This is a genomic window from Vibrio sonorensis (genome assembly GCF_001854765.1).
GTDB lineage: Bacteria > Pseudomonadota > Gammaproteobacteria > Enterobacterales > Vibrionaceae > Vibrio > Vibrio sonorensis.
The window spans coordinates 142,047-163,991 of the sequence record NZ_LJJE01000036.1; the positions used below are offsets into that span (position 1 = coordinate 142,047).

16 protein-coding genes and 2 pseudogenes are annotated in these 21,945 nt (G+C 44.3%); 9 read left to right on the forward strand and 9 right to left on the reverse strand.

What is annotated here, in order from left to right:
• Positions 1 to 87 precede the first annotated feature (87 nt).
• On the forward strand, positions 88 to 918 hold the full coding sequence (locus tag BLO31_RS07390) for a MalM family protein (protein ID WP_070964031.1): 831 nt from the start codon (positions 88 to 90) through the stop codon (positions 916 to 918).
• A gap of 39 nt (positions 919 to 957) precedes the next feature.
• Here the strand turns inward: BLO31_RS07390 and BLO31_RS07395 are convergent.
• Positions 958 to 2,714, reverse strand: a pseudogene (locus BLO31_RS07395) (alpha-amylase family protein).
• Positions 2,715 to 2,898: 184 nt separating this feature from the next.
• Here BLO31_RS07395 and BLO31_RS07400 point away from each other — a divergent pair.
• The 3 genes from BLO31_RS07400 to BLO31_RS07410 all read left to right on the forward strand — a co-directional run bounded on the left by BLO31_RS07400 (position 2,899) and on the right by BLO31_RS07410 (position 4,456).
• Positions 2,899 to 3,357 (forward strand): MarR family winged helix-turn-helix transcriptional regulator, encoded by a 459-nt coding sequence (locus BLO31_RS07400; RefSeq protein WP_139158956.1) that lies wholly within the window; start codon positions 2,899 to 2,901, stop codon positions 3,355 to 3,357.
• 65 nt (positions 3,358 to 3,422) lie between these two features.
• Positions 3,423 to 4,001: a class I SAM-dependent methyltransferase gene (locus BLO31_RS07405; protein WP_070964035.1), complete on the forward strand. Its 579-nt coding sequence runs from the start codon at positions 3,423 to 3,425 to the stop codon at positions 3,999 to 4,001.
• A gap of 260 nt (positions 4,002 to 4,261) precedes the next feature.
• On the forward strand, positions 4,262 to 4,456 hold the full coding sequence (locus BLO31_RS07410) for a hypothetical protein (RefSeq protein WP_070964038.1): 195 nt from the start codon (positions 4,262 to 4,264) through the stop codon (positions 4,454 to 4,456).
• 83 nt (positions 4,457 to 4,539) lie between these two features.
• On the opposite strand, the gene BLO31_RS07415 is transcribed toward BLO31_RS07410, so the two are convergent.
• From BLO31_RS07415 to BLO31_RS07425, 4 genes are all read right to left on the reverse strand, one after another.
• Positions 4,540 to 5,163, reverse strand: coding sequence for a class I SAM-dependent methyltransferase (locus tag BLO31_RS07415; protein WP_070964040.1), 624 nt, complete (start codon positions 5,161 to 5,163; stop codon positions 4,540 to 4,542).
• A gap of 99 nt (positions 5,164 to 5,262) precedes the next feature.
• A complete protein-coding gene (locus BLO31_RS23020; protein ID WP_084659642.1) occupies positions 5,263 to 6,120 on the reverse strand; it encodes a GGDEF domain-containing protein in 858 nt (285 codons plus the stop codon).
• Positions 6,120 to 7,049, reverse strand: coding sequence for a hypothetical protein (locus BLO31_RS23025; RefSeq protein WP_084659644.1), 930 nt, complete (start codon positions 7,047 to 7,049; stop codon positions 6,120 to 6,122). The genes BLO31_RS23020 and BLO31_RS23025 overlap by 1 nt, the downstream gene beginning before the upstream one ends.
• Positions 7,042 to 8,184, reverse strand: a complete 1,143-nt coding sequence (locus BLO31_RS07425) for a substrate-binding protein (RefSeq protein ID WP_245688418.1) — start codon at positions 8,182 to 8,184, stop codon at positions 7,042 to 7,044. Before BLO31_RS07425 ends, BLO31_RS23025 begins: the two co-directional genes overlap by 8 nt.
• A gap of 462 nt (positions 8,185 to 8,646) precedes the next feature.
• On the opposite strand from BLO31_RS07425, the gene BLO31_RS23745 reads away from it, so the two are divergent.
• Together BLO31_RS23745 and pulA are read left to right on the forward strand one after the other, a co-directional pair.
• Entirely contained in the window at positions 8,647 to 8,817 is a 171-nt protein-coding gene (locus BLO31_RS23745; RefSeq protein WP_175443182.1) for a hypothetical protein, read from the forward strand.
• Positions 8,814 to 12,350 (forward strand): pullulanase-type alpha-1,6-glucosidase, encoded by a 3,537-nt coding sequence (pulA, locus tag BLO31_RS07430; RefSeq protein ID WP_139158957.1) that lies wholly within the window; start codon positions 8,814 to 8,816, stop codon positions 12,348 to 12,350. The genes BLO31_RS23745 and pulA overlap by 4 nt, the downstream gene beginning before the upstream one ends.
• A gap of 71 nt (positions 12,351 to 12,421) precedes the next feature.
• Here the strand turns inward: pulA and BLO31_RS07435 are convergent, their stop codons facing one another.
• Genes BLO31_RS07435 through BLO31_RS07445 form a run of 3 tightly spaced genes read right to left on the reverse strand, consistent with a single transcriptional unit; the run spans position 12,422 to position 15,817 of the window.
• A complete protein-coding gene (locus BLO31_RS07435; protein WP_070964044.1) occupies positions 12,422 to 13,687 on the reverse strand; it encodes an ABC transporter substrate-binding protein in 1,266 nt (421 codons plus the stop codon).
• A 2-nt stretch (positions 13,688 to 13,689) separates the two neighbouring features.
• On the reverse strand, positions 13,690 to 15,120 hold the full coding sequence (locus BLO31_RS07440) for an ATP-binding protein (protein WP_070964046.1): 1,431 nt from the start codon (positions 15,118 to 15,120) through the stop codon (positions 13,690 to 13,692).
• On the reverse strand, positions 15,110 to 15,817 hold the full coding sequence (locus BLO31_RS07445) for a response regulator transcription factor (protein ID WP_070964479.1): 708 nt from the start codon (positions 15,815 to 15,817) through the stop codon (positions 15,110 to 15,112). The genes BLO31_RS07440 and BLO31_RS07445 overlap by 11 nt, the downstream gene beginning before the upstream one ends.
• A 360-nt stretch (positions 15,818 to 16,177) precedes the next feature.
• Between BLO31_RS07445 and BLO31_RS07450 the strand changes: the two genes are divergently transcribed.
• The 3 genes and pseudogenes from BLO31_RS07450 to BLO31_RS07460 all read left to right on the forward strand — a co-directional run bounded on the left by BLO31_RS07450 (position 16,178) and on the right by BLO31_RS07460 (position 20,180).
• Complete coding sequence (locus BLO31_RS07450) at positions 16,178 to 16,378, forward strand: DUF1737 domain-containing protein (RefSeq protein ID WP_070964048.1); 201 nt, start codon at positions 16,178 to 16,180, stop codon at positions 16,376 to 16,378.
• 256 nt (positions 16,379 to 16,634) lie between these two features.
• Positions 16,635 to 17,713, forward strand: a pseudogene (locus tag BLO31_RS07455) (NapC/NirT family cytochrome c).
• Positions 17,714 to 17,732: 19 nt separating this feature from the next.
• Positions 17,733 to 20,180, forward strand: a complete 2,448-nt coding sequence (locus BLO31_RS07460) for a molybdopterin guanine dinucleotide-containing S/N-oxide reductase (protein WP_070964050.1) — start codon at positions 17,733 to 17,735, stop codon at positions 20,178 to 20,180.
• Positions 20,181 to 20,263: 83 nt separating this feature from the next.
• On the opposite strand, the gene BLO31_RS07465 is transcribed toward BLO31_RS07460, so the two are convergent.
• The gene (locus tag BLO31_RS07465; protein ID WP_070964052.1) at positions 20,264 to 21,796 is read right to left on the reverse strand and encodes a PTS transporter subunit EIIC; all 1,533 of its coding nucleotides are present in this window, start codon (positions 21,794 to 21,796) and stop codon (positions 20,264 to 20,266) included.
• Positions 21,797 to 21,945 lie beyond the last annotated feature (149 nt).

Consider the following 21,945-nt stretch of genomic DNA (forward strand, 5'->3'; position numbering starts at 1 on the left):
TGAGAAATCGTAGCTGGCTATATGCCAGCTACTTTGATTTTGTACAGACGAAAACTTAGTTAGTGAAATAATTGGAAGGATTGAAGTATGCTTCTACGAAGAATACTGCTTGTTTGTGGATGTTTAGCGTTGTTTGGCTGTCAAACCAGCAGTGTTGTTGAACATATACAAGTCGCAGAAAATCAGAAAATAACATCTATATCTGATTTGAAGGCTGTACCAATGAAGTTGCCTAGTTCGGCGACAATGGAAATAACACCAACAAATCAGGTTTTAGCTTCTAACAACATCCATAGTCCAGTCGGTGTATTCAAATTGCCAGCAAATCGCGGGGAGTTCTCCGTTAAAGTAACTAGCTTTATTGAGGACTTTGCGTTTGTTCCGAAAGTCACTATTTTCGACGCTTCTGGTCAGGTTATTGAAAGCTATGATTCTGATCAGTTTACCTATGTAAAACCCAGATTTCATTTAGGTAACCGTCTCGTAATGGAAACAGACTTTTTTCCTCCCACCAATTTAGAAGAGGTGTACCTGATTGTATATGCAGATAAAAACAAGTTGGGTGGTTTTACAGATGTCATCCATCCTGCGAGGTTAGAGGCAGAGGGACGCGGAAACTATCTGCCAGAAGTAGAGGATATTTCGATTCCAAATGGAAACTCCGGCAAAATTGAGGTCTCTATTGATAGGGTTAGCGTTTTCAATATTGGGTTGGGCCATGCATCGAATGAAAAGTCAGAGTATGATGTTCAGATAAAAGAGCCCCAACCAGAGACTCGAAGTTATTATTATGCCGCGATAGAGTCTGCTGTACAAAATGACCAACTCAATAAAGCCCTTAGCTTGTTAGACGAGGCAAAAGCGCTAAACATAGAAGGCGTACAACAAGTGTTTATAAAAGCGGTGAACAATCGATAGTGGAGTAAAAGGCCTGCATTTGCAGGCTTTTCAATGTTCCTATCCTTGGTGGTTTGTCAGTTCAAGACAGAGACTTGCCAGAGGGGGAAGCAGGAGCTCGACAGATGTTTTAGCGCGGTTTAGCAAAGTAAACTGACAGTTTGAAAGTAGGTCATCGAGCAGATATTTCTCTTTATCAAGCTGCCAATACTCAACCAGTCCTTTTGGAAGAGTTAAGGTAATTTGTGCTGCTTTTGTGGCGTGGAAGTTCGCCAGCAAAATTAACTTCTGACCATTTGTAGAGCGAGCAAAAGGGAAAATATAATCCTGCATATCGCGAAGGTTGAGGTAGTTTTCAGCGTATAGATCGTGGTACTCACCAATTAATGCGGGGGTGTTAGCTGAAAGGCGAATCAGGCGTGAGTAAAACTCTCTAAGTGCGTGCTCACTATCATTTAATCCACCGCCGTCAAATTGTTTGTTGTTTACCCACTTCTGATGTTGAGATACTCCGATATAATCAAAAATTGAGGTTCTTGAAGCCTTCCCGTAGCCAGCCTCTAGATCAGCGGCTTCGCCGACTTCTTGACCAAAATAAACCAACGAAGCGGAAGGAGACAGACAAGTGGCGACTAACATTGCGGGTTTGGCTAGGTCTGCATCACCGGCAAACGCCTGATGGGCAATGCGCTGCTCATCGTGGTTTTCTAGAAAGCGCACTAGGTGTTTGTCGATATCTCTTAATTCCCATTCTATGCGGCCGATTTCAGACACTGAACACTTGTCTTGCATCACGCGTTTTAACGTGTCGTAGAGATCCACTTTATCGTACAGATAATCCATTAACCCCAATTGAATGTAATCCCGATATAGGTGGTGCTGGTATATCTCTGCAATCGTTATTGCCGTGGAGTTAGATTGCTTAATCGAACTGTTTAGATAGCTCCAAAATTCAACTGGTACCATTTCAGCCATATCAAAGCGAAAGCCGTCGACACCTTTGCCTAACCAAAAAAGAGCGATATCTTTAAATTTTATCCAAGTATCGGGAACGGTTTTGTCTCGCCAATAATCCCAATGTTCTTTCCAATCTTTGTCTCTGAGTTCTTGTGGAAGGGTAGGAAAGTGTTTTTTGCCGTTGGCATCGATACCAAAGTTAAGCTTGGCTGTTTCGTACCAATCGCTGTTATTAGGGTTTGGTGAGCAAGTGCCACTACCTGTCCACTTTGCTGGGTATTCAACGAAAACTCTAGAAGATAAGGCTTGATGAGATAAGTGCTCCACGGGTGCTTGGAAATATTTGCCCAGAATGTAGTAAAAGTTATTGTTCACTGCAAATGACGTTGTTGTATCGTCCTGTTCACCAAAATCGGATATGCCAGTGGGGTTGTTTAGTCCGCGATATTGTCTAGCGACGTGGTTAGGCACTATATCAATGATCACTTTTAGTCCGGCTTTATGACTACGCTGTATCAGGGCATCAAACTCTTGGTTTCTCTGTTCTACGTCGTCTGCTAAATCTGGATTTACGGAATAGTAATCGCGAATGGCATAGGGGGAGCCAGCAAGACCTTTAACGATTTCGGGGTGGTCAGGGCTATGCCGTAGCAAGAGTAGTCTGTCAAGCAAGCGTGGTGGTGTACACCCGTGTACCAGATGTGGCTGAACCCCATTTTTTTGATTTCAAAAAGGGCCGTATCTGTAAAATCTGAAAACTTTCCTACACCATTGATTTCAATATTTCCCCAAGGTCGGTTGGTTTTATTGACGTTACCAAATAGTCTAGTAAGCACTTGATATATTGAAATTTTGGTCATGATGTTTTTTGTTAGGTTGGTTATCGACAAGTCTAGTGAAGAATACGTTGTTTGCCATCCCCCTTAGAGGCTTAACAAAAGGCGTAGGACTGATGAAGGTGGGAAATCTCCAAATTTGTGTTGACGAGGTGAACAAAGATAGCTATTTTGTTTAGTAGCTAAACAATGACGTGCAGTGAAGACCTTGGATACCAAAACTCAAGTAGATAAATCCGTAGATCGGTTTTTTGCAATGGTGAACCGAGTTCATGCCATTGATCAAAAACCGCAGAATTTTGGTACAGATGTCTTGCTACATCGAGCGGAGATCCACACTATCGAAGTGATTGGAAAGCACCGTGACTTAACCACCATGAGTCTCGCACATCTACAAAATGTCACTAAAGGTGCCGCGAGTCAGATGATCAGCAAATTGGTCAAGAAAGGGATGTTGGAACGCTTGCCAAGTCCACATTCGAAGAAAGAGTGGTTGTTGGCGCTTACTGAAAAAGGGAAAGTGGCGTTCGAACATCACGAAGCGTTCCACGACAGTATGAATCAACAGTTTCAGCAACACTTTGGCGAAGGACTTGTTCCTTTTTTAACGGACTTGAATCAAGTGATCGATCAAGTTGAAAGTCTTATCGACCATCTAGAAAAATAAACACGGCTTTGACGTGTTTTTTTAGAATTAATGGTTTAGCAGCTAAACAATAATGAGGAGAAGTTATGTCACTATCACACCCAGTTAAACCTATGGATGTCAAACATGCACAAGGGTTAGATACGCGATGGAGACGTTGGCTACAAAATCCATACAATATTTTCCAACCGTATATTAAGGAGGGTATGAAGGTCATGGACTTTGGGTGCGGCAGTGGCTTTGCTACAGAAGACTTATTGAAACTTGTCGGCCCGACGGGGAAAGTCTCCGCCGTCGATTGCCAAAGAGAGATGCTTGAGATAACTAAGCGTAAAGTTTCTGCACCCAATCTTAACTTTATTCAATATCACGCTGGGAAAGGCGTGGTTTCTCAAGAGGAATTAGGAAGTTACGACCTTGTAATCGCTTTTTATGTGATGCACGAAGTGGAAGAACTCGGAAAAGCTCTGGCAGATCTCCGTGCCGCACTTAAACCTGGTGGACAGTTGATCATGATTGAGTTTAGTTTTGACCGAAGATTTGAGTCTTATCTCGATACTGCCATCACACAGGGTTTTCACGTAAGAAAGGGGCCTAGGGTATTTCTAAGCCGGACAGCTTCGCTTCCGGTGCCAGAAATCTCTCCATCGTTTTGGCAGGTTTAACCAAGTTTCACAATTGTGTGATATTGCTTCACCACATAATTGATAATCTGTTCGTTAATTTTGTTAAGAACTCCCAATTAGGTCACAGTTTGGATAATTGAATGACAGGTGTATAACTTGTTCAAAACCTGTTACAAGACACTATTTACGTGCTTTAGCGAGCTTTCGGGCTGGTGGAAAAGTAAACAAAAATGGACTTTGATGTGACGAATTTTTAACCTAATCTTAATGGCAATTTCACAACCGACGAGGAGAGTCTGATGGCACATCTAAAGCAAGATATTCCCAACCGAGTTACCGTTTATCTCGACGACGCTGAACAGGAACTCGCTCTTAAAGAAGCGATGCTTCCAGAGAAACCGCGTTACTTTAACGGCAGCCCTACGTATCAGGCGAGTAACGTTGAAGAGTTCAAAGCAAAGCTAGACGGTATTGGTCTCTCCTTGGAGAAGTAATCGTCAGATTTACCATTTGTTATTTTGTAGTTATTTTTACTTTTTAGTACAAACCTGACTCTGCTCCCCCCCATTTTGCTTAGTCAGGTTTGCTTTCTTTTTTGCATTACAAATCCCATTCTCCCTGGGTTTCTTGTACCGTCGCCTTGGTTTAACGTTCCCTTTTTAATCAGTTCTAACCCCGACTCTCTACACACGGCAATAAGCTGGGGTACGCTCATGGAATCGCAATAAAAATCGACGTTAAACATAGTGCTGTGAAATGCTGGTGTTTGATATTCGCTTCCTCCACTAGAGAGGATTAACACACCATTAGGCAGAAGATAATTTGCCACCTTACTAATGAGTTTGGATTGTGCGTGAATGGGTAAGTGGAGCAAGCAGTCCCACAGGATGATTCCGGTATAAGGTTGAGTTGGGCGATACTCTTCTAGCTCAGCTTTTACCCAGTGTTGGTTGGGCATGTTTGTTCGAGCGATTTCTAATAGGTTGTGGGAGCGGTCAACGCCAGTAATTTCAAACCCTTTGTCGGTCAGCATGGTAGCAACAGGGCAGCCACTGCCACAGCCTAGATCAAGTAGGTGGGATTGTGGTTCTATTCTGCGTTGAAACTCGGCAAACAGGCGCAGTTCTGGAGCAGATAGTGTTTGTCTAATGGTATTCCATTCGGTTGAAATTTTGTCGTATTGCGCTTTATAAGTCGTCATAGTGGCGTCTCCTTGCCAGTGACTTTACTACCATGTTTATCACTTCATCCTAAAGTGATGGATTAACTATTAACAAAAAAACGCCGATTTAGCAATGTGTTAACAAGCCACAACTTTATTTCTACCCATGTGTTTCGCTTGATACAAACAGTGGTCGGCAGCCGCAAGTGCTTTGTTGATGTCGCCGTGCGTCCAGATTGTAATGCCAATGCTGACTGTCACTAAACGTCCGGCGTTAGCTGGTAGGCTCAAGTAAAGTGACTGTTCGGTTAGCATGCGTATTCTTTCGGTAAATTTGGTTGCCAAGCTGACATCCATATCCGGTAGTAATAGAGCGAATTCTTCACCTCCTAACCTGCCGAAGACGTGCCCCGGTCCCAGCTCTTTTGTTACCAGTTGGCAAAACCTCAGTAGAGCTTCATCTCCCACCGCATGACCAAATTTGTCATTGATGCTTTTGAAGTGGTCTAGGTCCATCACGCAGACCGCCGTCATTGAGTCGGAGTATCGCAGCTGTCGAGCTTGTTCTAACAAGGCTCGTCGATTGAGAATACCAGTTAGCTCATCGTGATTGGCAAGCTTGAGTAACTGCGCTTCTTTGTTTTTTAACGTTCCCGTCATCTTATTGAACGCATTGTACAGGCTACCGATCTCATCGTATCTTCGAATCGAGGGGGGAGAGGTGAGCTGGCCTTGTTCCATCGCCTTAATTCTTTGCCTTAGCAGTTGTATAGGAGCGGCGATATGATTGGAAAGGTAAAAAGCTAAAACAAAAAATAGCACTATTGTCACGGTGACATAAAAGGCGACTTCACGTATCAACGCGATTCGCTGTTGCGCGAGATCTTGCTCATCAATGTAGGCAAACAAGCTAATTCCGAAGCTGCTGGGTTGAATATCTATTTCTCGTAGCACCACCGAATGTTGCGAAAAGTCTATCGGTACATGTCGATTCATTAATATTCCACCAATATCGGTGCGATGTATTGGTGTATCCGTATCGTTGACTCCAACTTCGATAGTTTGCGCTGGCTTAGGTAATGAGTTGTGGTTAACAGCTTTCTATCTCGGTTGCGAATCAGGCCTAAATCAATGTGCTGAATACTGCCTTCTAGCATACTTTTCTTGATGCTGTTGAGACGATTTTCAAATTGAGTTTTATCGATAATCGCCGTGTAGTAACCGATCAGTTCGTCTTTGCAGTTGAGGTAAGGGCGACTGAGTAAGTGCGTCTCACCTTCAAAGATTAACCCCAGCCTTGCAACCGTCTCTTCGGATAAAAGGCTGACTACCGCTTTGGGTAAACTTTGCGCTTTGCGCAGTTCGATCAGTTTACTTTGCAAGCGGCGGCTAGCAATGGAGTTATACTCTCCTCTGGCTTTCAGTTGGTACAACTGCTCTCTTGCGGTCTTTTCTTGCAGAGCCAGTTCTGGTTTTATCTGCAACCAATCGTGATAGCCAAACGTCAACATCGCCCTTGCTTGGTCATTGAGTATGGAGACTCCCGAGACATTGCGCCGTAAAACATATGAGTTGCTTTTGTTGGCTGACAACCTTGCAGACAAAATATGACCGCTGAGGTCATTTAACATTAACATCGAAAATCCCGACGTATACGCCAAAGCCTCCATGAGCTGTTGGCCGCTATCTCGGGCTTCGTCTTGGCATAGGCTCATTTGCAAACTGAGTTGGTCGAACTCAGTGAAACGTCTTTCAATATAGTGGGCTATGTCTCTTGTCCCTTGAGCAACCGCGAGTTTTGCCGATTGCTCCGCATGCTCCATTATCAAGGTTGAGCGCGCGTTGTAGTACGCTGCACCAAAGAAAATTATGCAGATGGCTAAAGGTAAAAACGTGAGTATGATTTTTAAACTGAGTTTACTCATTGCCAAAGTTTCTTTGATCTCGCGGTTTGATAATGCCAAATTTCTCTATGACATTGAGTTCTCCATTTTCAAATTTCGCCAGGTACATGGGCAAGTTAAAATGGTGATCCTCACGGAGTGTGACCTCAGACTCTCCGTCATAGAGACTCAAGTTTTTCATTGCGTTGAGCATTTGTTCCCGATCGACAACTCCCGCTTTTTCGATGGCGACTTTAACCAACTTAATTAAGTCGTAATGGGCTTTAGATGAGTAGGTGACGACAACCTCATTTCCGTGCAGGGTACGATAATCTTCGACAAACTGCTGGCCCACTTGTGAGTCAACGCTGCTAAAAAAGTGCAGTGCCGTCATTACGCCCTCTAAAGTGGCTTTGCTTAAGTTGGACAAATAGGTTTCATCAGCGGCGAACGCGACTACTTTCACTGGTTTATCAAACTTGTAGTTGGCCATTTGGCTAAGAAAATTAAAGCCGTCTCCTCCGGGCAAAATTAACATGAGGTTATCTGCACCGGATTGATTGATTCGCGATAACACATCGTTATAGCTCTCGACGCCAAAGGCAGTAAACTCAACGCCTATGACCTCACCACCTACAGATTCAACCGATTGTAAGAGACGTTCAGACATTCGATGAGGCCATATATAGTCGTATCCGAATACGTAAAACTTTTCCCCGCTATTTTCTTTAAGGTAAGGTATGACAGGTTCGATGTAGTGTTCTGGAATGGTGCTATAGCAAATGAGATAGGGGCTGAAGTGTCTTCCCTCGTAATCAATGCCGTAAAACATGGGCACACTAAACTCTTCCGACACTTCACTCATTGCATATCGGGAGGAACTGGAGACTGGCCCCATAAGGGCGAACACTTCTTCTTGTATTATCAGATCGCGGCTGTGTTTTACCGTTTTCCCCGGGTCGGTGCTATTGTCCCGAACGATAAGTTGAATGTCGTGACCAAGAATACCCCCCTCTGCGTTGATTTGATCGACGGCTAATTCGGCGCCTCGCAAGGCTTGTTGTCCATAGACGGCGAAAGTACCTGTTAAAGGCAAAACAAGACCAATCTTAATGGGAGCTTTGCCCCCGGAACATGCAGAGATGAGTAGAGAAAAAGCAAGAATCCAAAGCCTCATGGAAATTTTTGTCCCTTTGCAAAACACCATTGGTTTAAGCTTAATGCAAGATCTTGTTTCTGACTGAATATTTGCAACAAGTGAAGCATGTTTACGCTGCTAGCTTAGGTTATTAAGTCAGTTTCTATTTTTTTGGCAAGTTGTGGGTCTGTGTTTTTCCTTAAAGTACTGATTAATCATTAGGGTTTAATTTTTTAACTAAATAATGTTCTTAGCGGAATTGGGCGTAAATCAATTAATGTGAGAGAGCGCAACCGTCTCAACAGTCTTCTCGTTATTCATTGTTAAGCACTACAGATCTTCTTGTTCCAGAATCCATGAATATGAACGGATTTCAGTGAAGGCATATCAAAGTTGTAACTAATTACATTCGGATAAAAAAACTCAGCTAACAAGGTCACACATTGTGCATTTTCCAATAAATACACTTTCTCAAAGTTAACTTGAAGGGAGTGACTATTGATGAAAATTGACAGTGTTAAGAAGGTGTTGATGTTAAGTTTTACGTCGACTTTACTCGCAGGATGTTGGGGTGAAAAGGGCAAACCCCAAGATATCTTTACCAATCTTTCGGCCAACAGCAACAACAGTCGAGTGAAGGCCATCCTACTAGCTCCGGTTCTCAAGCTTTGAGTGATGAAAATGAAGGCGCCAACACCCTTTATCAGGCTGGTGAAGATGAGGTAGTTCTCTATTACAAAAGAGAAGACAATAATTACCAAGGCTGGGGGCTTCACCTGTGGAATGGAGAAGGTTGTACCAGTACCGACCTAGAAAGCATGGAAATCAGTGATGCAGGGACGGACTGGAGTCAGCCGTATGAGTTGAGTGGAATCCACGAAACACATGGAGCGTATTATATTATTAAGCGCGATCTCGATTCGCCAGACCCCCATCGTTGTATCAATCTCATTATCCACAAAGGTGATGAAAAAGCGCTGGGTTCGAGTAATCAAAAAATAGAGTTGGATAAGTTAAGTGACTCAAATAGCCTGTTTACATTTCACGGCAATAGTGAGCTTTATTACGCTCCGATTTCTGAAAGTCCCTTAGGGATCACCGGACAACAGTTCCACTGGCTAGATGCCAATACAATCGTGTGGCAAAAGAACAGCTTAACTTCAGATGTCACGCTATTTTATAGCCTTGAGGCGAACCTATCACTAGACGGGGCGTTAGGTATTGAAAACGGGAAAGAGATTGAACTATCTGAAGGCGCTGAGCTGTCGGCTGAGTTAAAGATGCGTTTCCCACATCTGGCGGACTGGGATGTGCTGGTGGTGGAAACGGACGAGATTGCACAAATATTAAAGTCGCAAATTATCATCGCTGCACACGATGCTTCCGGTCAGCTTTTGTTGGCGTCTGAAGTTCAAAAGTCTGGAGTTTTGGATGCGGTTTACGCTGACGAAAACACGGGGAACGCTGTGAATCAACCATTAGGGGCGTTGGTGGAAGGCAGTCAGACGCAATTCTCCCTATGGGCTCCGACGGCTCAGAATGTACGACTCATTGTTTACGATTCGTCGTTTGAGAGTACAAGAGAAATCGATCTAGTTGAAAACGCGCAGTCTGGAATTTGGTCGTCTGAGTGGCTAGATGGGTTGGTTGATCAATATTATCGCTATGAAGTGACGGTGTATCACCCCAGCACTGGAAATATTGAAACGCTTTTATCTACCGACCCATATTCACTGAGCCTATCTCAAAATTCGCTCTACTCTCAGGTGGTCGACTTAAACAGTCCAGATCTAAAACCTGAAAATTGGGACAGCCATTTAGATAACCGACCTGCATTGGCAAAAGATATCGACCATATATTATACGAAGCGCATCTTAGAGACCTCACTGGGGAAGACACATTGGGAACCAATGAGCTCAATGGTAAGTACGTCGCTTTGCTTGAGTCCGAACGAGAGTCAATGAAGCACCTTAGCGCTTTAAAAGAAGCGGGATTAACGACGTTACACTTACTGCCAGTGTTCGATATCGCGACAATTGACGAGGACAGAGAACAAAGAGTAGATATTACTGATACGTTTGAGCGGTTGTGCCAGCTTTCTAGCCAAGATGAACAATGTTCAGAGGAGTTGAAAGATACAAGTCTACGGGATGTTTTGATGGGTTTTGAACCCACTTTACCTGAAGCGCAAGCTCTCATGAACGACATTCGCACTTTGGATAGCTTTAACTGGGGGTATGACCCGTATCATTACTCAGTGCCAGAAGGGAGTTATTCGACAGATCCTATGGGTAAAGTTCGGATCCTAGAGTTTAGAAAAATGGTAAAGGCTGTCCATGATATGGGCTTGAGACTTGTTGTTGATGTGGTCTATAACCATACCAATGCCTCTGGAACCAGTGTCAAATCAGTTTTAGATAAAGTCGTTCCCGGCTATTACCACAGGTTAAACGTCAAAAGTGGTGAAGTGGAAACATCTACTTGCTGTGAAAACACAGCAACGGAAAATCTAATGATGGGCAAGCTAATGATAGACTCGCTCAAAGTATGGGTAGACGCTTATAAAGTTGATGGCTTTAGGTTTGATTTAATGGCTCATCAGCCGAAATCACTGATGAGCCAAGCTTTAGAGGAAATTCGAAGCATAGATCCTGAAACCCTTTTTTACGGGGAAGGATGGGATTTTGGTGAAGTTTCAGGCAATGCCAGATTTGAACAAGCAAGTCAGACTAATATGGCGGGAACTGGAATAGGCACTTTCTCTGATCGATTAAGAGATGCGGTTCGCGGAGGAAGCCCTTTTGATGGCGGCGTCGATTCACAGGGATTGCATCCACTTCGATTTAATCAAGGGTTTGGCAATGCTGCTTTCGCCAATGAAGAAACTAAGCTAGACCAATCATCAATTGAACAGCGGTTGCACAACCAAGATCTTGTCCGCTTGGGTATGGCGGGTAACTTGGCAAGTTATGTCTTGGTAGATCATCTTGGTATGCCAAAACTTGGACGCGATATCGATTATAACGGTGCGCCAGCAGGTTATACGAGTGCGCCAAGCGAAAACATTTCTTACGTTTCTAAACACGATAATCAGACGTTGTGGGACAACAACGCCTATAAGGTAGCAACGGGTGTTAGCGCTTCGCAAAGAGCGAGAATGCAATCTGTTTCTCTATCAACAGTGATACTGGGACAGGGCATCCCTTTCATCCATATGGGCTCTGAACTATTGCGCTCGAAATCGATGCAAAGAGATTCTTATGATTCTGGTGATTGGTTCAATCGAGTATTTTTTGATGGTTCAGATAACAACTGGAACGTTGGGTTACCAAGAGAAGACAAAGACGGTACTAATTGGCCCTTGATCCAGCAGTTGCTTGCTGATAACACATTAGACCCCAGTGTTGCCGATATAGAGAGAACCAAACAGCAAGTTATGGACTTTCTGACCATACGAAGCTCAAGCGAGCTGTTTCGTTTGTCTAGTGCCGAGCAAGTCATAGAGCGGGTTGATTTTCACAATACAGGCGTCAATCAGGTTACTGGCTTGATTGCCATGTCTATAGATGACGGAATTGGCACATCAGAAGATCTGGATCCAAACAATGATGCCATTTTTGTACTAATCAACGCGTCAGCAGTCACTCAGACTTTAAATGTGACAAGTGCAGAAGGTTTCGAGCTTCATTCCGTGCTTCAAAACTCAACCGATGACATTACCCGTAGCAGTGCTTTTGATAGCGGAAGCTTTACCGTTCCCGCCCTTACAACGGCCGTGTTTGTAAGACCTCAAGGTGAGACACAGGGGATTGGCCTTCCTGTCGATTCGTCGGTGAAAGATTTTTCACAGATTCCCCCTTATGGGGACACTCAGATATATGTGATGGGGACGATGAATAAAGCCCCTTGGAGTGCTGATGAGGACTGGATCATGACCTATTTGGGAAATGGTCGTTACTCCACGTCCATGATGTTAGACGTCGGGGAGTACTTTTTTAAATTCGCCGAGCAAGCGTGGAATTATCCCAATGTAGGTTGTGATGGAGGTGCTCGTTTCCTCGAAGAATCGGTCAACTTAGGCAGTGAAGGAAACTGCTATTTAGAGGTAGATCAGCAGGGGTTTTACCAATTTATTCTCGATGCTCAGGCTTTGCAAATAGGGCAGGAGAGTACACCGATGATTGGTGTTATAGCACCTCAGTAATTTAAAAAGTAAAGCCGCTTCGGACAGGATTCGAAGCGGCTTTGATCTAAAGGTATTGTTAGTGAAAATGGTTAATTGCTGGTGGCAATCGATATAAAGCGTTTTATCATCTGATCTTCTGAAATAGAGTTGTTGCGATAAAAGCGGAAGATTTCTGAATTGATCGCTTTTTTGGCCACGGGATTGACTGCCATCGAGTTTGTCAGACTTGGAACGCCTAGGTTGTGTTTTTGCGCATATACAAAGTCCTCATAAGACTTCACCTGACAGGGGTTAAAGTTACTTAGGTCGATATCCATGCGCACGGGAATAGAGCCCTTCACTTGGTTAAAGCGCTCTTGGAAGTCCTTAGCCGCCAGTACTTGGGCTAATTGGTTAGCCTCACGCTCTGAAAACTCTTTGCTGACCATAAAGATCAGGCTATCCATGTTGTAGAGGAAGGTATTATGAGACTGTGGCGCATTCTGACAGCCAACGTGCTCTGGAACTTTGATTCCGCGAGCCAACAAGTCGCCCAAAACCCAATCTCCTCCGATTTGGAACAGTGCTCTGTCTTCTGCCAAGGCTTTTGCTGCGGTGTCCCATTTGTCATCTTCAAGTCCGTCGACGCGAAGTGAAAACAAGCGGCGCAATTGTGAAAGGGCAAAGCGCATGGTATCAGAATCGATATATCTCGGGTCTAGTTCAACTAATGTTCTTTTGTAGAACTCTACTCCACCAGTGGCAATGACTAAACTTTCGAACAGCTGAGCGATTTGCCACGGCTCTTCTCCGATGGCCAATGGGATAAGGTTGGCATCGCGGGCTTTCTCAATGGCATTGAACATATCTTGCCATGTTTGCGGCGGCTCTAGATCGAGCTGTTTAAGTAATTTGTTGTTAATCCATAACCAGTTGAGTCTGTGTAAAGTGAGCGGCAGAGCGACATAACCGTTTTGGGTCGTGTTTATCTCTTGCGAAAGGGGGTACAAGACTTCGTTCCAGTTGTTTTCTTGGGCAACTTCATTCAGCGGGTAAAGAATACCAATAGCATCCCACGCTTTAATACTCGGTCCCTCTATTTGGGCAAAGCTGGGGGTGTTGCCTGCCAGTGCTCTGGCTTGCAGTACGGTCATGGCACTATCGCCACCGCCACCAAGCACGGGGACTGGTGTTAAATCCAAGTTGCTATTTTCTAACTGCTCTACCAGTACTTCTAGAGCTTTTTTCTCTCCTTCGGAAGTCCACCAATGCAAGAACTCGACGTCAGCCGCACCGGCGAAAGGTGCGGTTAACAAGCCGCTTAATGCGGCTGGCAGTAATACACTGCGTTTTAATTTAAAAAGGGCTGCTCTCATAACTAATCTCTCGGGAAATACAAAGTGGCGCAAAGGCCACCACGCCTTGTCAGGCTTAGTTCTAATTTGCCACCATGGGCTTTGGCAATGCTTTGTGAAATAGTGAGTCCCAGGCCATTGCCCTCCTGATCTTGACTCGCTCTAAAATACGGCTCACACAATCGGTCTAGAAGCGCCTGATCTAAGCCTGTACCGTGGTCGGCAATGGTAATTTGCATCTCTTCATGGTTTTCATCCAGAGTGATATCTGCATTCGTTCCATATTTGAGGGCATTATCGACCAAGTTTTGAATACAGCGCTTAACAGCAAGGGGCTTGCCTGCGAACTGGTTGTGAATTTTGCCGGAAATCGTTATACGCTCCCCTCTCGGACACAGGGAGCTACTGATATGCTCAATAAGCTGATTGAAATCTATGCTTTCAATCTCTTCGTGGATATCGGTTTCTTTTATACATTGCAGGGCACCTTTAACCATTAAGTCGAGTTCGTTGGCCAAGCGAGAGAATCGCTCTCGTTCAACGTCGTCATCGAGCATTTCTGCTCTTAGTTTAAGGCACGCTATTGGAGTTTTTAAATCGTGAGAAATCGCGCCAAACAGCATTTCGCGATCTTTAATATGGCTGTCGATGCGGCGGTTCATCTTGTTAAATGCGCGAACCGCTGCTCTGAGTTCTGCACTGCCTTCTTCTTTTACTTCTGGAACTTTTAGTCGGCTCGACATTAAGGTCGCCGCTTTCGCCAGTTGTCGAATAGGGTGAATTTCTCTTCTGACGACAAACCAGGTACACACCAAGAGCACAAATGCAGACAACAGCAGTGTGAAGGTTTCACGTACGTGGAAATAACTGGTTTCAAGGTTTACATAAGGAGCAGGAAGTACTGCAGCTAAGTAGAACCACTCAGATGGGGCGACTTCAACTTGCATGACCAAGATTGGTGGGTTCAAGTCACCATACGATAGCGTGTAATGCGCCCAAAGTACGGGAAGCTCATCAATGGGAAGCTCGTTGTTAAATACTTTTAAGTTGTTGCGCGAAGTGAACTCTACTTTAATGTTTGGAGAATCGTTGAGTTCATTTTCTAATACTTTGTAAACTTCGTTGATAACCAGAGTCTTTCGGTCACTTTGCGGCAAGGCATCAACGGGAATTTCGTGGTTGTTAAGGGACACGAAAAAACGGGTGCCCCCCATATTGCGCAGCTGATCCAAAACTAAGTGGCGATACTCTGAAGGTAGGGTCTGGAAGAATGCGATGGTCGATGATGCGCTCATCGCAAGACTTTTCACCGTGGTTGATAAACCCTCTCTATCGCGGTCGCTGGCGTGTTGATACCAGATCATCCCTGCGATTAACTGCGCCATTATGATCACTACTAATAGGAACACACTGGTGCGCATGGCCAAAGAGTTTGACCAAAACCTAGCCCTCATAATCGACTCCGGCTGCCAACATGTAACCTTTGTTGCGCACCGTGAGTATGAGTGAGCGATCTTTATCTTCTAAGTGGTGACGCAAGCGACTGATTTGCACATCTATGCCTCGCTCAAATGGGTCCGCGTCTCGGCCCCATATTTCACGCGCAATGTCATCGCGCGACAAGATCGATTCTGCATTGGATAAAAACAGTCCCAAAAGCGACAGGTCGGCACCACTGAGTTGTTTGACCGTTTGGGTTGGAAGGTGTGTCAGTTGTCTGGTGACTGTATCGAGCTGCCAGTTAGCAAATAGTGCGCGACGAGCCATGCGTTTGGCACCTGAATGTTGGCTTCGGCGTAGGATCGTTTTGATTCTCGCGAGCAGTTCTCGGGGACTGAATGACTTGGTAATGTAATCGTCGGCACCCATCTCTAGGCCCGCGACGCGGTCGGCTTCTTCGGTTACAGCAGTAAGCATAATGATGGGTATGTCAGAGTCTCGCCTCAGCTTCTGGCACAAGGTAAAACCATCATCTCCTGGCATCATAATATCTAGGATGATTAGATCTGGTTTATTGTCACTCAAGATCCGCCACATGGCTTCACCATTTTCAGCGCCCAACACATCAAACCCAGCTTTCCCTAGGTAATCGGTTAATGCTTCACGCAATTCAACATTGTCGTCTACCACCAAAATGAGCTTATTTTCCATCGCCATCACCTTACTACTATTCACCTGTTTTATATGATGCATAGCCGTGTCAAGGAACTCAATTGATGGGTTTGTAATTTGCAGCGCGCCGTCGCCTTTTTTTTGTAAGTATACTCTTACAAAGAAATTACAACCGCCAAACATGGCGTTTTACCTTATGTTATCTCGCTTTATTAATGAGTTAGCTGCACTCGCTACTTGCCATTTATAGGCTTAAACTGCACTTGGAAAATTTGAGTAACAAAAGGAATCTGTCAGGCTTAATGAACTGATGTCACCTCGTTCGCGGGTGTGGTTGGCTGTCGCTTTTTACTCTTGTGCAGTAAGCTCATAGTTAGAGCGCAAAAAAGGATCACAAGGATGAAGTTATATCGAATGATTACTGGCCCAGATGACGCGCAGTTTTGTATGCGTGTTTCAAAATTGCTCAATCACGGGTGGGAGCTTTATGGGTCGCCAACGCTCATTGTTCAAGAAGGCTCAGTTATCGTAGGTCAGGCGGTAGTAAAAGAAGTGTTTGGCGAAGAGTTTACCGACGACACGGTGCTGAGTGAGCATTAATTTTATCAACACTGCTTGGGATAGGTTCACTATCCCAACATTTCCCTTCAATTTCCCTAAAATTTTAGCCTAGCTGTATGTGATGTTTTACATAAGTTTTCATACTTTTCGTATATAAAATAGTAGGCGGTAATTAACTAGCTTCATACCTAGCCTATATTTAACTCTTTGAATTTAGTGACAATGATCTGAGTCAAAAACGATCTTCCACTGAGAGTAGCGTGCTTTAGAAACCAGTACTCTTTGGGGAAAGCGTGTGAAAAAAGTCTTTTTAGTTCTTTTGCTAGTTTTGGTTGGGGTTGTTATTACCTTAGGCGCTATGTATGGCCTCAAACGGACTTCTACAACAGAATTTTGTTTGAGCTGTCATTCGATGACAATTCCTTATGAGGAGTACCAAGGTTCGGTCCATTTCAGCAATTCGAAAGGCATTCGCGCTGAATGCTCAGATTGTCATATTCCTCAAGATGCCATTGGTTATCTAATTACAAAAGTTCGCGCATCCAAAGATCTATACCACGAGTTTGTTACCAACAAGCTTCCCGACGAGGAGCGTATGAGAAACATCGCGTAGAAATGGCTGAAATGGTGTGGAGCACCATGAGAGAAAACGATTCCGCTACTTGCAGAAGTTGCCATGAGTTCTCTGCGATGGATACATTTGAGCAGCGTGAAGAGTCCGTCAAGATGCACGAGTATGCGATAGAGCAATCTTTGACCTGCATTGATTGTCACAAAGGTGTCGCTCATTTTTCCCCTCAGCCAGAACTAGACAATGCAGCACGAGAACATCTATTAGAGCAGGCCCATACGACACCTGAAGACGCAGAGAATGTTTATCCGGCTGAAGCGATCCTCATTGAAGGTGTCGGGGAACTACGACCCGCAGCTCAACTAAAAGTAATTGCTTATCAAGGGGGCAAGCGGTTGGTCGAGGTATCGGGCTACCAGCTGAAAGGTGCTGAACAACTTCTCTATAAAGAATCTGGGCAACGGATCTTATTGGCAACCTTAACACAAAATGGTCAAGCCATATTGAACAAGGGAAATTATGTAGCAGATGAGTATGGTAACGAATGGCGGCCTGCCTCGTTAACAACAGAGATTGAAGCCCCTGTCTTAGAAAGTCAAAACCCAATTTGGGCCTATGCCGATGAATTAGACAAGGTCTATTGCGGTACTTGCCACGCCATTATTCCCGGTCATCACTTTGCTGCCAATGCTTGGGTTCCGATTGCAAAAAGTATGGGGGAAAGAACAGATATTTCTTCTCAGAACCTCGAAATATTGACCCTCTACTTTCAATACCACGCCAAAGACGTGGTTCACGATTAACAAAGTTAAAGGTATCAATATGATAAAGACAACTAGACGAGAGTTCATCAAAGGAAGTGGGCAAGTCGCAGGAGCAGTCGCATTTACTAGCTTTACCCCACTTAATGCACTCGCGAACGACGAGAAAAGCACTGGTATTTTGTCTGCGGGAAGAATGGGGCCACTATTATGTGAGGTGAAAAACGGCAAATTAGTAGCAACAAAAAACGCAGTTGCTCAAACAATAAGAAACAGCCTCCAAGAGACTGGGCCAGATCAGGTTTACACCAAAGCTCGGGTAAAGTATCCCATGGTTCGAAAGGGCTTTTTGGAGAACCCAAAGCAGCCCAAAAGTGAAAGGGGAAAAGATGAGTTTGTACGCGTAAGTTGGGAGAAAGCGTATGATCTTATTCATCAACAGCATATGAGAATAAGATCAGAGTACGGGGCTGAATCTGTCTTTGCCGGTTCGTATGGATGGCGTTCGAGTGGTGTATTACACAAGGCGCAAACATTGCTGTATCGGTATATGAGTATGGCTGGGGGGTATTCCGGACATTTAGGAGATTACTCGACCGGAGCTTCTCAAGTTATTATGCCGCACGTAATGGGGTCGATTGAGGTTTACGAGCAACAGACGGCCTATCCAATCATAATGGAGAGCAGTGAGGTCATCGTGTTATGGGCGATGAACCCCATGAATACCCTCAAAATTTCATGGTTGTCCTCAGATTGTGCTGGCCCCGAGTTTTTTCATCAACTTAAAAAGTCAGGAAAAACGATCATTGCTATTGACCCAATGCGTTCAGAAACAATAGATTTTTTTGGTGATGCTGCTCTATGGCTACCGATCAATCCCCAAACAGACGTGGCTCTTATGCTGGGGATTGCTTATTCGTTAGTCAGCCGTGACAAGCACAATAAAGCATTTTTGGATAAATACACGACGGGGTACGATAAGTTTGAAAGCTATTTGCTTGGAAAAACAGACGGTAAGCCTAAGGATCAAAAGTGGGCCTCTCGAATAACAGGTATCTCTGAGAAACAAATCGATAAGTTAGCGGATATTTTTAGCCAGAATCGCACCATGTTGATGTCTGGCTGGAGTATTCAAAGGCAGCAATATGGTGAACAAAGGCATTGGATGCTTGCAACATTGGCCGCAATGCTTGGACAGATTGGTCTACCCGGTGGTGGATTTGGACTCTCTTACCACTATGCAAGTGGAGGCAACCCGACAAGAGATGCTGGAATTCTTCCCGCTATTTCGATGTCTATAGGGGGTGGTTCTTCGGCGGGGAATGATTGGGCTGACACTGGTGCGATTAATAGTTTACCCGTAGCCCGAATTGTCGAAGCTCTAGAGAACCCTAAAAAATCCTACCAGCACAACGGGCACACCTTAACTTTTCCAGATATCAAAATGATTTGGTGGGCGGGTGGAGGGAATTTTACCCATCATCAGGATACAAATCGTCTTATTAACGCTTGGAAAAAGCCGGAACTCATCGTGATTTCCGAACCATATTGGACAGCCGCAGCGAAACACGCTGACATTGTTTTGCCTATCACGACTTCTTTTGAACGAAATGATATGACAATGGCCGGTGATTACAGTAACCAGTACATTGTGCCGATGAAAAAGGTTGTGGAACCTCAAGCGGAAGCTCGCAACGATTTTGACGTATTTGCTGATTTAGCAGAAATGTTAAAACCCGGAGGTCGAAAAGTGTTCACCGAAGGAAAAAGCGAAATGGATTGGTTAAAAGGTTTTTATCAGTCTGCGCAAAAGAGTGGGCGTGCGTCTCGTGTAAGAATGCCCAACTTTGGGCAATTTTGGAAAGATAATCAAATACTCGAAATGAAGGAGAGCAAAAAAGCAAACAGCTATGTTCGCTACCGTTCATTTAGAGAAGATCCTGCTGTGAATCCACTTGGCACACCGAGTGGGAAAATTGAAATTTATTCAAAAACTATCGAAAAAATGTCTTTGAAGGATTGTCCTCCTCACCCTACTTGGTTAGAGCCGGACGAATACCTTATCAACGCAAAAGAAGACGAGCTTCAACTACTCTGTTCTCATCCAGCAGACCGCTTGCATAGCCAGTTTAACTACGCCAAGTTAAGAGAAGAATATTCAATTGCAGGGCGAGAGCCAGTGACTATAAATACTCAAGATGCCAAGAGATATGAAATTAAAAGTGGCGATCTGGTGCGAGTGTTTAACAGCAGAGGGCAAATACTTGCTGGAGCCTTGGTCACGGACGGAATAAAAGAAGGCTCTATATGTGTTCACGAAGGTGCGTGGCCTGATTTAGACAAAGAAACCGGCTTGTGTAAAAACGGTTCGGTAAATGTTCTGACAGGAGATATACCCACATCTCGCTTGGCTAATGGTTGTGCAGGAAACTCAGCCCTTGTCAAAATTGAAAAATATAAGGACAGTGAAATGACTTTAACTGCCTTTACCCCACCTTCATTTGCGTAAGGAAAGAAAAAGCCTCGCAGGAGCTGCGAGGCTTAACACACTATAGGGGGTTGTGTGTTTGATTATTTAGACCGAATAGAAGGTTAGAATCCGGCGTTGATCTTATCTGCGATGAACTGAGCTTTCGCACCAAAGATAACTTGAACACCGTTAGAACCCACTTTAATCACACCCATAGCACCGATATCTTCCAGTCCTTTTGAGTTCACTTTAGTTGGGTCTTTCACTTCTAGACGAAGACGAGTGATACAAGACGTTACCGACGTTAAGTTCTCACGGCCACCGACAAAGTCTAGAGTTAGCTTAGTTAGTTGGTCATCAGATAGGTCGATTTCTTGTTTCTCATCGTCCGCACGTCCAGGAGTCATTAGGTTGAACTTGCGAATAGTGAAGCGGAATACAGTGTAGTAAAGCACTGCCATTGGTACACCAACTAGAATCGCTGCAAAGAAGTTGGTTTCGAAACCGTTCATCGCAGGCAGAATACCTAGAGTTAGGTAGTCGATAAATCCAGCAGAGAATGACTTAGCTAAGTGCGCATCGAGTAGGTACATGAACATGTAACCCAAACCAGCGCTTACCGCGTTAAATAGGTATAGCAGTGGTGATACAAAGATAAAGGTAAATTCTACCGGCTCTGTAATACCTGTTAGGAAACAAGTCAGTGCTGCTGAGAACAAGATACCTGCCGCGATTTTACGGTTTTTCGTTTTCGCTTCTTGGTACATTGCAAGACATGCTGCTGGCAAAGCAAATAGCATTAGTGGGAATTCGCCTTGCATAAACTTACCAGCACCTTGGTAGGTTTCAGAATCAAAGTCTTTAATACCTTCTGCTAGCATTTTGAACCAAATGGTTTGGTCGCCATTGATAACTTGACCAGCTTCAGTGGTGTACTCACCAAATGTGTACCAGAAAGATGGGTACCAGATGTGGTGTAGACCGAATGGGATCAGAGCACGCTCAGTAAAGCCGAAAATAAATGTAGACAGAGCTTGGTTATCGCCGTTCACAACACCAGATAGGCCATCGATACCATCTTGTACATAAGCCCAGAAGTAAGGAAGGATCAAACCAAGAATAAACGCACCAAACGCAGTCGCAATTGGAACAAAGCGTTTACCAGCAAAGAAGCCCAAGAATTCAGGTAGCTGAATGTCGTGGAATCGGTTGTACATGTTGGCGGCAAGAATACCAGCGATTAAACCACCGAATACGCTCATCTGTAAGCTTGGAATACCAAGTACCAATGCGTAGCGAGGGTCGCTTGTTGCCATTTCAAAAGTAATGCCAGCAGAAACACCGATGGTCATGTTCATAACTAGCATTGCAACTAGTGCTGCCAGTGCGGCAATACCAGATTCTTTCGCTAGACCTACAGCAGCACCAACTGCAAATAGGATAGGTAGGTTGGCAAACAGTACATCACCGGCACCAACCATAAGTGGGATACCAAATTTATCACCAAAGGCAAGCAGTAGACCTGCAGCTGGCAAGATTGAAATCGGCAGCATTAAAGAACGGCCGACGGTAGAGAGCTTAGCTAGCCCCCGTTTTAGAATCGCGAGTGGAGAGTTATCGCTCTCTTGCTCGTGTTCAACCACATGTGTAGACATAAATACTCCAAAATGTTCTTAACATAATAAGATGTTCGCTTTTTAATCTATGTAACGCGTATTTATTTTGGAGTAGTGATTTGTAATTCCAATGTAAGCGCAAGCTTACATTGGAAGGCTTTGTATCATACTTAGTTACATTTAGAAGT

Bases quoted from the DNA above. Each gene is read 5' to 3' on its own strand.
- BLO31_RS07465 (WP_070964052.1), bottom strand. From the start codon at position 21,796: ATGTCTACACATGTGGTTGAACACGAGCAAGAGAGCGATAACTCTCCA.
- BLO31_RS07425 (WP_245688418.1), bottom strand. From the start codon at position 8,184: ATGAGGCTTTGGATTCTTGCTTTTTCTCTACTCATCTCTGCATGTTCC.
- BLO31_RS07410 (WP_070964038.1), top strand. From the start codon at position 4,262: ATGGCACATCTAAAGCAAGATATTCCCAACCGAGTTACCGTTTATCTC.
- BLO31_RS07450 (WP_070964048.1), top strand. From the start codon at position 16,178: ATGAAGTTATATCGAATGATTACTGGCCCAGATGACGCGCAGTTTTGT.
- BLO31_RS07445 (WP_070964479.1), bottom strand. From the start codon at position 15,817: ATGGAAAATAAGCTCATTTTGGTGGTAGACGACAATGTTGAATTGCGT.
- BLO31_RS07415 (WP_070964040.1), bottom strand. From the start codon at position 5,163: ATGACGACTTATAAAGCGCAATACGACAAAATTTCAACCGAATGGAAT.
- BLO31_RS07435 (WP_070964044.1), bottom strand. From the start codon at position 13,687: ATGAGAGCAGCCCTTTTTAAATTAAAACGCAGTGTATTACTGCCAGCC.
- BLO31_RS07440 (WP_070964046.1), bottom strand. From the start codon at position 15,120: ATGAGGGCTAGGTTTTGGTCAAACTCTTTGGCCATGCGCACCAGTGTG.
- BLO31_RS07460 (WP_070964050.1), top strand. From the start codon at position 17,733: ATGATAAAGACAACTAGACGAGAGTTCATCAAAGGAAGTGGGCAAGTC.
- BLO31_RS23745 (WP_175443182.1), top strand. From the start codon at position 8,647: ATGAAAATTGACAGTGTTAAGAAGGTGTTGATGTTAAGTTTTACGTCG.
- BLO31_RS07390 (WP_070964031.1), top strand. From the start codon at position 88: ATGCTTCTACGAAGAATACTGCTTGTTTGTGGATGTTTAGCGTTGTTT.
- BLO31_RS07405 (WP_070964035.1), top strand. From the start codon at position 3,423: ATGTCACTATCACACCCAGTTAAACCTATGGATGTCAAACATGCACAA.
- BLO31_RS23025 (WP_084659644.1), bottom strand. From the start codon at position 7,049: ATGAGTAAACTCAGTTTAAAAATCATACTCACGTTTTTACCTTTAGCC.
- BLO31_RS23020 (WP_084659642.1), bottom strand. From the start codon at position 6,120: ATGAATCGACATGTACCGATAGACTTTTCGCAACATTCGGTGGTGCTA.